This window comes from Mycobacterium sp., from assembly GCF_004298145.1.
In the GTDB taxonomy this organism is placed as follows: Bacteria; Actinomycetota; Actinomycetes; order Mycobacteriales; family Mycobacteriaceae; genus Mycobacterium.
The window spans coordinates 120097-130113 of the sequence record NZ_SCRH01000070.1 but is presented as its reverse complement, the minus strand read 5'-3'; the positions used below and the strand labels follow the sequence as shown (position 1 = coordinate 130113).

Below are 10017 nucleotides of genomic sequence, written 5' to 3'. Positions count from 1 at the left end.
CGCACGTCAGGTTTTTGGTGGGTCATGCCCACCGAATGCCCACTCAGGTGGGTTCTCCTGCCGTGCACACGCAACCAGGTCAGGAGATCGAGTGATTCAGCAGGAATCGCGACTGAAGGTCGCCGACAACACCGGCGCCAAGGAGATCTTGTGCATCCGTGTGCTCGGCGGTTCGTCGCGACGCTACGCGGGCATCGGCGATGTCATCGTCGCCACCGTCAAGGACGCCATTCCCGGCGGCAACGTCAAGCGCGGGGATGTCGTCAAGGCCGTGGTGGTGCGCACGGTCAAGGAGCGCAGGCGTTCCGACGGCAGCTACATCAAATTCGACGAGAACGCCGCGGTGATCATCAAGCCCGACAATGACCCGCGCGGGACGCGCATCTTCGGGCCGGTCGGCCGCGAACTGCGCGAGAAGCGGTTCATGAAGATCATCTCGCTGGCTCCGGAGGTTTTGTAGATGAAGGTCAAAAAGGACGACACCGTCCTGGTGATCGCAGGTAAGGACAAGGGCGCCAAAGGCAAGGTGCTGAAGGTCTACCCCGAGCGCAACCGGGTGCTGGTCGAGGGTGTCAACGCGATCAAGAAGCACACCGCCATTTCGACCAACCAGCGTGGAGCCCAGTCGGGCGGAATCGTCACCCAGGAAGCCCCGATCGACGCCTCCAACGTGATGGTGGTCGACTCGGACGGTAAGCCGACCCGTATCGGCTACCGGGTCGACGAGGAGACCGGTAAGCGCGTCCGTATCTCTAAGCGCAACGGCGAGGAAATCTAGCATGACCACAACAGAGACCAATGTGAAGGCGCAGCCTCGCCTGAAAGAGCGCTACCGCAACGAGATTCGCGATGTGTTGCACAAGGAATTCGGCTACGGCAACGTCATGCAGATCCCGACGGTGACCAAGGTCGTCGTCAATATGGGTGTCGGTGACGCGGCGAGGGACGCGAAGTTGATCAACGGCGCGGTCAGCGACCTGGCGTTGATCACCGGGCAACGGCCCGAGATCCGTCGCGCGCGCAAGTCCATCGCACAGTTCAAACTGCGTGAGGGCATGCCGATCGGTGCCCGGGTCACCCTGCGCGGGGACCGGATGTGGGAGTTCCTCGACCGTCTCACCTCGATCGCGCTGCCCCGTATCCGCGACTTCCGCGGCCTTTCGCCCAAGCAGTTCGACGGTGTCGGCAACTACACCTTCGGGCTGGCGGAGCAGTCGGTGTTCCACGAGATCGACGTGGACAAGATCGACCGGGTCCGCGGCATGGACATCAACGTCGTCACCTCGGCGACGACTGACGACGAAGGACGAGCGCTGTTGCGAGCTCTCGGCTTTCCCTTCAAGGAGAAGTGAGCCATGGCAAAGAAGGCACTGGTCAACAAGGCCGCACGCAAGCCGAAGTTCGCGGTGCGCGGCTACACGCGCTGCAACAAGTGCGGCCGGCCGCGCGCGGTCTTCCGCAAATTCGGCCTGTGCAGGATCTGCCTGCGCGAGATGGCGCACGCGGGCGAGCTGCCCGGCGTGCAAAAGAGCAGCTGGTAACAGCCAGAACCCCCAGACCAACCCAGAACAGGTGCGCGACAGGCCCGGACCGGGAACCACCGCGAGGAAGGTACCAACGCTGTCATGACGATGACGGACCCGATCGCAGACTTCTTGACACGTCTGCGCAACGCCAATTCGGCGTATCACGACGAGGTGATGTTGCCGCACTCGAAGATCAAGGCAAACATCGCCCAGATCCTCAAGAGCGAGGGCTACATCAGCGACTACCGGACCGAGGATGCCCGGGTCGGCAAGTCGCTGATCGTTCAGCTCAAATACGGGCCGAGCCGGGAGCGCAGCATCGCCGGCTTGCGCCGCGTGTCCAAGCCCGGTTTGCGGGTGTACGCGAAATCCACCAATCTGCCGCGCGTGCTCGGTGGCCTGGGTGTGGCGATCATCTCCACCTCGTCGGGCCTGTTGACCGATCGCCAGGCAGCCCGACAGGGCGTGGGCGGCGAAGTCCTCGCGTACGTGTGGTGAGGGGATAGAAATGTCGCGTATTGGTAAGCAGCCGGTTCCGGTTCCCTCCGGAGTCGACGTAACGATCGATGGTCAAAAGGTCTCGGTGAAGGGCCCCAAGGGCAACCTGGATCTGCTGGTGGCCGAGCCGATCACCGTGGCGCGCAACGACGATGGCGCGATCGTGGTCACCCGGCCCAACGACGAGCGGCGCAACCGCTCGCTGCACGGGTTGTCGCGCACCCTGGTGTCCAACTTGGTCACCGGCGTGACGCAGGGCTATACCACCAAGATGGAGATCTTCGGCGTCGGTTACCGCGTGCAGCTCAAGGGCTCCAACCTCGAGTTCGCGCTGGGCTACAGCCACCCCGTGGTGATCGAGGCTCCGGACGGCATCACGTTCGCCGTTCAGTCGCCGACGAAGTTCACCATCACCGGGATCGACAAGCAGAAGGTCGGCCAGATCTCGGCGAACATCCGCCGTCTGCGCCGCCCCGACCCGTACAAGGGCAAGGGCGTGCGCTACGAGGGCGAGCAGATCCGCCGCAAGGTCGGAAAGACAGGTAAGTAATCATGGCGCAATCACAAGCTGGCACCGCAACGCGAAAGCCGTTGGGGCAGAGCGTATCCGCGACTCGCCGCGTTTCTCGGCTGCGTAGGCACGCCAGGCTGCGTAAGAAGATCGAGGGAACCCCGCAGCGTCCGCGGCTGGTGGTCAACCGGTCCGCGCGCCACATTCACGTGCAACTGGTCAACGACGAGAACGGGACCACGGTGGCCGCCGCGTCGTCGATCGAGGACGACGTGCGGAGTCTGCAGGGGGACAAGAAAGCCCGCAGCGTGCGGGTGGGCCAACTGATCGCCGAGCGTGCCAAGGCCGCCGGCATCGACAGTGTGGTCTTCGACCGGGGCGGATACACCTACGGCGGACGGATCGCGGCGCTGGCGGATGCCGCACGCGAGAACGGATTGCAATTCTGATGAACAACATCAGCCTGATGACTGAGAACGTGTACACGACTGGAAGGACCGCATAATGGCGGAGCAGCCCGCCGGCGGACAGGGCGCCGGCGACAGCCGTGACTCCCGCGGTGACCGCGACAACCGCGGTCGGCGCGGCGACGGCGGTCGTGGCCGCGACGGCGACAAGAGCAACTACCTGGAGCGGGTCGTCGCCATCAACCGTGTCTCCAAGGTGGTCAAGGGTGGTCGGCGATTCAGCTTCACCGCGCTGGTGATCGTCGGTGACGGCAACGGCATGGTCGGTGTCGGCTACGGCAAGGCCAAGGAAGTTCCCGCGGCCATCGCCAAGGGCGTGGAGGAGGCCCGCAAGGGTTTCTTCCGGGTGCCGCTGATCCGCGGGACCGTCACGCACCCGGTGCAGGGTGAGGCGGCCGCCGGTGTGGTGCTGCTGCGCCCGGCCAGCCCGGGTACCGGTGTGATCGCTGGTGGCGCGGCCCGCGCGGTGCTGGAATGCGCTGGCGTGCACGACATCCTGGCCAAGTCGCTGGGCAGCGACAACGCCATCAACGTGGTGCACGCGACCGTCGCCGCGCTCAAGCTGCTGCAGCGCCCCGAGGAGGTTGCCGCTCGTCGCGGACTGCCCATCGAGGACGTTGCGCCGGCCGGAATGCTCAAGGCGCGCCGCGAAAGTGACGCGCTGGCCAGTGCGGCGGCGCGTGAGGCGCAGATTTCGGGGACCCAACCATGAGCAGTCAACTGAAGATCACCCAGGTGCGCAGCACCATCGGGGCCCGCTGGAAGCAGCGTGAGTCCCTGCGCACCCTGGGTCTGCGGCGGATTCGCCACTCGGTGATCCGCGAGGACAACCCGCAGACCCGCGGTCTGATCGCGGTGGTCAGCCACCTCGTCGAGGTGGAGCCGGCCGAGGCGAGGACCGCCGGCACCGGAGGTAGCAAGAAATGACGATCAAGCTGCACGATCTCAAGCCGGCGCGCGGGTCGAAGACCGCTCGCACCCGGGTCGGTCGCGGTGAAGGCTCCAAGGGCAAGACCGCGGGCCGTGGTACCAAGGGCACCAAGGCGCGCAAGAACGTGCCGGCCACCTTCGAGGGTGGGCAGATGCCGATTCACATGCGGCTGCCCAAGCTCAAGGGGTTCCGCAACCGGTTCCGCACCGAGTACGAGATCGTCAACGTCGGCGACCTCAATCGGCTTTTCCCGCAGGGTGGTTCGATCGGCGTGGACGAGTTGGTGGCCAAGGGTGCCGTTCGCAAGAACTCTCTGGTCAAGGTACTCGGCGACGGCAAGTTGACCGTCAAGGTCGAGGTGTCCGCGCACAAGTTCAGCGGCAGCGCGCGCGAGAAGATCACCGCCGCGGGCGGCTCGGCCACCGAGCTGTCCTAACTCAGTTGCGGAATCACTTCTGCGGCAAGGCGTTCCATCTGCTCACGGTTTTCGCTGACGTCGGTGCCGACGGGGTTCAGTAACAGCATCTGCGCCCCGGCGTCGATGACCTCACGCAGCCCGCGGGCCACGTCGTCGGGTGTCCCGGATACCGGCACGTCCTGCACGCCGGGCATCGGCCCGTAGATGCGGTCCAGCCCGGCGAGCACACGTTCGGAGGCCTTGGCGGCGTCGTCGTCGACCGTTAGATAAACCCGTTTGCCGATGGTGAAGCCGGCGGGGTCCTTGTGTTGCTCGTCGAGCTCGCGGCGCACGACGGCGACGGCCCCGGCGAACGCCTCCGTGGTCGACGAGCCGGCGCCCAGGAATGAATCGCCGTGCCGCACGGCGCGGGCCAGGGCCCTCGGGGCCAGGCCCCCGAACCAGATCGGCGGGTGCGGTCGCTGCACCGGCTTGGGCTGGGTGGGTAGGTCGTCGACGTCGCGGAACCGGCCGTGAAACTTCACCGTGGGCTCGTCGGACCAGGCCGCCTTCATCAGCTCCAAGCCCTCGGTGAAATACGAGATGAAGGTGTCCTTGTCGACGCCGAAGGCGGCGAACTTGCGCCCAGCGCCACCGGGGGCGACACCAATGTCGAGGCGGCCGTGGCTGAGTCGGTCGACGGCGGTGATCGCCGAGGCCAACTGAAGCGGCTCGTGCAGCGATGTCACCAGCACGCCGACGCCCAGGCGCAGCCGCTCGGTGCAGGCGGCGCAATAGGCCAGCAGCTCCAGCGGCGCCAGCAGCGGCGCGGGCCCGATGACCTGCTCGAGCACCCAGCCGCCCTCGAACCCGAGTTGTTCGGCGCGGGCGAGGAAGGACCGCAGCCCGGCCGCGTCGAAGGCGTCTCCGGAACCGTCGTAGTCGAACTGCGGGATGGCGATGGAGAACCTCACCGGACCACCGTACGGCGGACTCTCGGTAGTCTGCAGACATGTTCGCTTTCCTGCCCTCGATACCCGGTGTCGACGAGGTCCGCGCGCTCGCCGGCCGGGTCGATACCGCCCGCCATCACGGCGTTCCCAACGGCTGTGTGCTCGAATTAGATCTGCGCTCCATGCCGCCGGAGACGTCGGGCTTCGATCCGCTGGCGATAATCACCGGGGGAAACCGGCCGGTACCGCTGCGCGAGATGGTGTCCGCCATCCACCGGGCGGCCGAGGATCCGCGGGTCGCCGGGCTGATCGCCCGCGTGCAACTCGCGGCGTCGCCGTCGGCCGCGGTGCAGGAACTGCGCGAGGCCATCGTCGCGTTCACCGCCGCGAAGCCGTCACTGGCCTGGGCCGAGACCTACCCGGGCACGTTGTCGTACTTCCTGGCTTCCGCGTTCGGCGAGGTCTGGATGCAGCCCGCAGGCAGCGTCGGACTGATCGGCTTCGCCAGCAACGTCACCTTCCTGCGCGACGCGTTCGACAAGGCCGGCATCGAGGCCGAATTCGTCGCGCGCGGCGAATACAAGTCGGCGGTCAACCGTTTCACCGAGCACGGCTTCACCGACGCCCACCGCGAGGCCGTCACCCGGATGCTGGAGAGCATTCGCGAACAGGTGTGGCAGGCGGTCGCGCAATCACGCAAGTTCGACGCGAAAGTGCTCGACGCGCTGGCCGACCGCGCGCCGCTGTTGCGCGAGGAGGCCGTGACCTCGGGCCTGGTCGACCGGATCGGATTCCGTGACGAGGCCTACGCCCGCATCGCGGAACTGGTTGGGCCGCGCAGCCATTCAGAAGACGATCCAGATGAGGACGGGCCGCCCCGGCTCTACGTGTCGCGCTACGCCGGTGCGGCCCGGTCACGGCTGACCCCGCCGGTGCCATCGTTGCCCGGTCGCCGGCCCAAGCCCACGGTGGCCGTCGTCAACATCGACGGCACGATCGTCGACGGACGCGGCGGGCCCCAATTCCTGCCGTTCGGCGCCTCCACCGTCGGCAGCGACACCATCGCGCCGGCGCTGCGGGAAGCCGCCGCCGACGATTCGGTGTCCGCGATCGTGCTGCGGGTCAACAGCCCCGGCGGCTCCGTCACCGCATCGGAAACCCTTTGGCGCGAGGTGAAAAGGGCCCGCAAACACGGCAAACCGGTGGTGGCGTCGATGGGTGCGGTCGCCGCCTCCGGCGGTTACTACATCTCGGTGGCGGCCGACGCGATCGTGGCCAGCCCGGCAACGATCACCGGGTCGATCGGCGTGATCACCGGCAAGCTGGTGATCCGTGATCTGCTGGCGCGGTTGGGCGTCGGGTCGGACACGGTGCGCACCAACGCCAATGCCGACGCCTGGGCGATCGACGCGCCGTTCACCCCGGAGCAGCGCGCGCACCGGGAGGCCGAGGCCGACCTGGTGTACGCCGACTTCGTGGAGCGGGTCGCCGACGGCCGCAATCTGACCACCGATGCCGTCGATCGGGTCGCCCGGGGCCGGGTGTGGACCGGCGCCGACGCGCTGGAGCGGGGCCTGGTCGACGAGCTTGGCGGGTTCCGAACCGCGCTGCGCCGGGCGAAAATCCTTGCCGGACTGGACGAGGACACCGACGTGCGCATCGTCACCTACCCGGGTGGTTCGCTGCTGAACATGCTTCGGCCGCGGGCCTCCTCGCAACCGGCCGCCGCGTCGCTGCCCGACGCGCTGGGCGCGCTGTTGGGCCGCACCATCGGCGGCATCCTGGACAACGTCGAACGGTCCTTCGGTGGCGCCAGCGCGCTCTGGCTGGGGCCCTGGCGGTTCTAGCTACGCCGCGCTGGCGGGCGGCTCAGCAGCTTGCCGCTGATGAACACGATCTCACCGAGCGGGTCGTCGTTCTCCGGGGCGGGCACCTCAATTCCGATGCGACCGAAGAGTTCGGTTCGGGTGATGCCCTCGGCCTGCCACCCGATGCTCGACAGATAGTCCACGACATGGTTGCGTTCACCCGCGTAGACCAGCGACGCCATGTCGATGTCCACGCCGTGTTCCCGGAACGAGCCGGACATCTCCCGCACCCGGTCGGCGTCGAAATCGATGATGCCGGGCACGAATTCGGTGGCGATGGTGCTGCCGGGCGCGCTGAGCGCGGTGATGTTGTCGAACAGCAGGTCCTGGGCGTCGGGCGGCAGGTAGATCAGCAGGCCCTCGGCCAACCACGCCGTCGGCACCGTCGCGTCGAATCCGGCGTCCTGCAACGCGGCGGGCCAGTCCGCCCGCAGATCGATGCCGACGGTGCGCCGGTCGGCGGCCGGTTCGGCACCGATGCCGGCCAGCGTCGTCGACTTGAACTCGATCACCTGCGGCTGGTCGATCTCGTAGACCACCGTGTCGTCGGGCCACGGCAACCGGTAGGCGCGGGCGTCCAGGCCGGAAGCCAGGATCACCACCTGACGCACCCCGGTGCCGGTGGCGTCGATGAAGTAATCATCAAAGTATTTGGTGCGCACTGTCATTCCGTCGATCATCGCCTGAACGCGCACCGACGAGGCGTCCTCGATCGCGTCGATGTCGAGCTCGCCGTCCATCATCTTGGTGAAGAAATCCACGCCGACCGCGCGCACCAGCGGCTCGGCGAACGGATCGTTGATCAAACCGCGCGGATCCTTCGTCGCCATCGCGCGCCCGGCCGCGACCATCGTCGCGGTGGCGCCGACGCTGGACGCCAGATCCCAATTATCGTCGTGAGTGCGTGGCATCAGAAGAACCTTACTTGAGGGTCGCCGCGACGTAGCTCAGGTCACCGAACGTGGCCGCCATCTCGTCTTCGGGGAACTCAAACCCGTTGCGGACATACAACTCCCGGGCGGGATGAGCGATCACCCGCCAGCCGTGGCCGCTCAGGTAGTCGACGACGATGTTGCGCTCACCCCGGTAGAACAGGTCGGCCGCGTTGAGGTCGAAGCCGAAGCGCTGCCACCGCTCGGAGATGCGCCGCAGGCGCTCATCGGAGAACGCGTCGGGGTCGGGCACGTGTTCGGTCGCCACCCGGCTGCCCGGCGCGCTGAGCGCGGTGATGTTGTCGAACAGTCGGTCCTGAGCTTCGGGCGGCAGGTAGGGCAGCAGGCCTTCGGCGCTCCACGCGGTCGGTTGGGTGACGTCAAAACCGCCCTCGCGCAAGGCGGTGGGCCAGTCGTCGCGCAGGTCGATGCCGATCGTGCGGCGCTCGGCGGTGGGAGCAGCGCCGAGACCGGCCAGCGTGTCGGTCTTGAAGGCGATGACGTCGGGCTGGTCGATCTCGTAGACCACGGTGCCCGCCGGCCACCCCAGGCGGTAGGCCCTGGTGTCCAGGCCGGAAGCCAGGATCACCGCCTGGCGCACACCGTCTCGCGTGGCGCCAATGAAGAAGTCGTCGAAAAACCTGTTGCGCACCGTGATCTGCTCGGCCCGCGCCTTCCGGTTTAACAGTGGGTCGTCCTCGAAGTCGATCTCCCCGTCGATGATCCGGATGAAGGTTTCCAGCCCCACGGCGCGCACCAGCGGGTCGGCCAGCGGATCATCGAGCAGCGCGTCGGGTCCCTTCGACGCCACCGCGCGGGAGGCGGCGACCATGGTGGCCGTCGCTCCCACGCTGTGCGCCGGTCCCCAGCTGTCGCCGTCGGCGCGTCCCTCACTCATAGGTGCCGCTGGTGTAGAGCATCTCGCCCATCCGTATGTCGTCGTCGGTGAGCGGGTCAAGCCCGTTGGCGGCGAACAGTTCCCGGATGCTGACGCTGTGCAGGCGCCAGCCATGATCGGCCAGGTAGGGGGCCGCCTCGTTGCGGTCGCCGAAGTAGACCAGTCCCGCCATGTCGAGGTCGAAACCGTGCGCACGCCAGCGCTCGGAGATCGTCTGCATGCGCTCCTTCAGCTTCTCGTCGTCGCCCGGCTCGGGGTTGGGCGCGCTCTCGGTGGCGAGCCGGCTGCCCGGCGCGCTGAGCTCGGTGATGGTGTCCAGCAGGCGATCCTGCGCCTCCGGGGGCAGGTAGCCGAGCAGGCCCTCGGCGCTCCAGGCGGTGGGCTGCGCCGGGTCGAACCCGGCGGCGCGCAGCGCGGCGGGCCAGTCGTCGCGCAGATCGACGGCCGCCACCCGCCGCTCGGCGGTGGGGGCGGCGCCCAGCTCGGCCAGCGAGCGGGTCTTGAATTCGATCACCTGCGGCTGGTCCACCTCGTAGACCACCGTCCCGGCCGGCCACGCCAACCGGTAGGCGCGCGCGTCCAGCCCGGAAGCCAGAATGACGGCCTGCTTGATGCCCGTGTTCGTGGCACCGAGGAAGAACTCGTCGAAGAACTTGGTGCGCACGGCCATGTTGTCGGCCATGCGCGACATCGCCCCGGCGGATCCGCCCGATCCCACAGTGCCGTCGTGGACGTCGTTCAGCTCGGCCGGGTCCAGCTCGCCGCTGGCCAGACGGGCGAGCAGGTCCACGCCGACCGCCTTGACCAACGGCTCGGCGAAGGGGTCGTTGATCAGCGGACGCTCGGCGCGGGTGGCCATCGCGCGGGCCGCGGCGACCATGGTGGCGGTCGCGCCCACGCTGGAGGCGAGGTCCCAGGTGTCGCCCTCGTACCTGGTGGAAGTCATGGTGCTGCCCCTATCGGAGGTAGGAAATCTAATACTTAGCCGATATAACAAGCTTCACCCACTGTACGCTTCCCGCGATTCGCGGCAACC

General features: G+C 67.4%; 15 protein-coding genes. 11 read left to right on the top strand and 4 right to left on the bottom strand.

Annotated features, from left to right (window positions below; genetic code table 11):
• Window positions 1–91: 91 nt before the first annotated feature.
• The 10 genes from rplN (at window position 92) to rplO (ending at window position 4369) form a co-directional block, all read left to right on the top strand.
• On the top strand, window positions 92–460 hold the full coding sequence (gene rplN, locus EPN51_RS28110) for a 50S ribosomal protein L14 (protein ID WP_085233453.1): 369 nt from the start codon (window positions 92–94) through the stop codon (window positions 458–460).
• Window positions 461–778 (top strand): 50S ribosomal protein L24, encoded by a 318-nt coding sequence (rplX, locus tag EPN51_RS28105; RefSeq protein ID WP_293049143.1) that lies wholly within the window; start codon window positions 461–463, stop codon window positions 776–778.
• A 1-nt stretch (window position 779) separates the two neighbouring features.
• Entirely contained in the window at window positions 780–1352 is a 573-nt protein-coding gene (gene rplE / locus EPN51_RS28100) for a 50S ribosomal protein L5 (protein WP_293049142.1), read from the top strand.
• A 3-nt stretch (window positions 1353–1355) separates the two neighbouring features.
• Window positions 1356–1541, top strand: a complete 186-nt coding sequence (locus EPN51_RS28095) for a type Z 30S ribosomal protein S14 (RefSeq protein ID WP_003873499.1) — start codon at window positions 1356–1358, stop codon at window positions 1539–1541.
• 84 nt (window positions 1542–1625) lie between these two features.
• Window positions 1626–2024: a 30S ribosomal protein S8 gene (gene rpsH, locus EPN51_RS28090; RefSeq protein ID WP_293049141.1), complete on the top strand. Its 399-nt coding sequence runs from the start codon at window positions 1626–1628 to the stop codon at window positions 2022–2024.
• Between the two features lie 10 nt (window positions 2025–2034).
• Window positions 2035–2574 carry a 50S ribosomal protein L6 gene (gene rplF, locus EPN51_RS28085; RefSeq protein WP_293049140.1) on the top strand — a complete coding sequence of 180 codons (540 nt, stop codon included), beginning with the start codon at window positions 2035–2037 and terminating at the stop codon, window positions 2572–2574.
• Window positions 2575–2615: 41 nt separating this feature from the next.
• Complete coding sequence (rplR, locus tag EPN51_RS28080) at window positions 2616–2984, top strand: 50S ribosomal protein L18 (protein WP_008260609.1); 369 nt, start codon at window positions 2616–2618, stop codon at window positions 2982–2984.
• Between the two features lie 55 nt (window positions 2985–3039).
• Entirely contained in the window at window positions 3040–3714 is a 675-nt protein-coding gene (gene rpsE / locus EPN51_RS28075) for a 30S ribosomal protein S5 (protein WP_293049139.1), read from the top strand.
• Complete coding sequence (gene rpmD / locus EPN51_RS28070; protein ID WP_293049138.1) at window positions 3711–3929, top strand: 50S ribosomal protein L30; 219 nt, start codon at window positions 3711–3713, stop codon at window positions 3927–3929. Before rpsE ends, rpmD begins: the two co-directional genes overlap by 4 nt.
• On the top strand, window positions 3926–4369 hold the full coding sequence (gene rplO, locus EPN51_RS28065) for a 50S ribosomal protein L15 (RefSeq protein WP_163712325.1): 444 nt from the start codon (window positions 3926–3928) through the stop codon (window positions 4367–4369). Before rpmD ends, rplO begins: the two co-directional genes overlap by 4 nt.
• Here rplO and EPN51_RS28060 read toward each other — a convergent pair.
• Window positions 4366–5304, bottom strand: coding sequence for an LLM class flavin-dependent oxidoreductase (locus EPN51_RS28060; protein WP_293049137.1), 939 nt, complete (start codon window positions 5302–5304; stop codon window positions 4366–4368). The two genes, rplO and EPN51_RS28060, sit on opposite strands and share 4 nt — an antisense overlap.
• A 38-nt stretch (window positions 5305–5342) precedes the next feature.
• Between EPN51_RS28060 and sppA the strand changes: the two genes are divergently transcribed.
• The gene (sppA, locus tag EPN51_RS28055) at window positions 5343–7130 is read left to right on the top strand and encodes a signal peptide peptidase SppA (protein ID WP_293049136.1); all 1788 of its coding nucleotides are present in this window, start codon (window positions 5343–5345) and stop codon (window positions 7128–7130) included.
• On the opposite strand, the gene EPN51_RS28050 is transcribed toward sppA, so the two are convergent.
• Genes EPN51_RS28050 through EPN51_RS28040 form a run of 3 tightly spaced genes read right to left on the bottom strand, consistent with a single transcriptional unit; the run spans window position 7127 to window position 9927 of the window.
• Window positions 7127–8062, bottom strand: coding sequence for a class I SAM-dependent methyltransferase (locus EPN51_RS28050; RefSeq protein ID WP_293049135.1), 936 nt, complete (start codon window positions 8060–8062; stop codon window positions 7127–7129). The genes sppA and EPN51_RS28050 overlap by 4 nt on opposite strands.
• A 10-nt stretch (window positions 8063–8072) precedes the next feature.
• Complete coding sequence (locus EPN51_RS28045) at window positions 8073–8981, bottom strand: class I SAM-dependent methyltransferase (protein WP_293049134.1); 909 nt, start codon at window positions 8979–8981, stop codon at window positions 8073–8075.
• The gene (locus EPN51_RS28040; RefSeq protein ID WP_293049133.1) at window positions 8974–9927 is read right to left on the bottom strand and encodes a class I SAM-dependent methyltransferase; all 954 of its coding nucleotides are present in this window, start codon (window positions 9925–9927) and stop codon (window positions 8974–8976) included. Before EPN51_RS28040 ends, EPN51_RS28045 begins: the two co-directional genes overlap by 8 nt.
• Window positions 9928–10017: the final 90 nt, after the last annotated feature.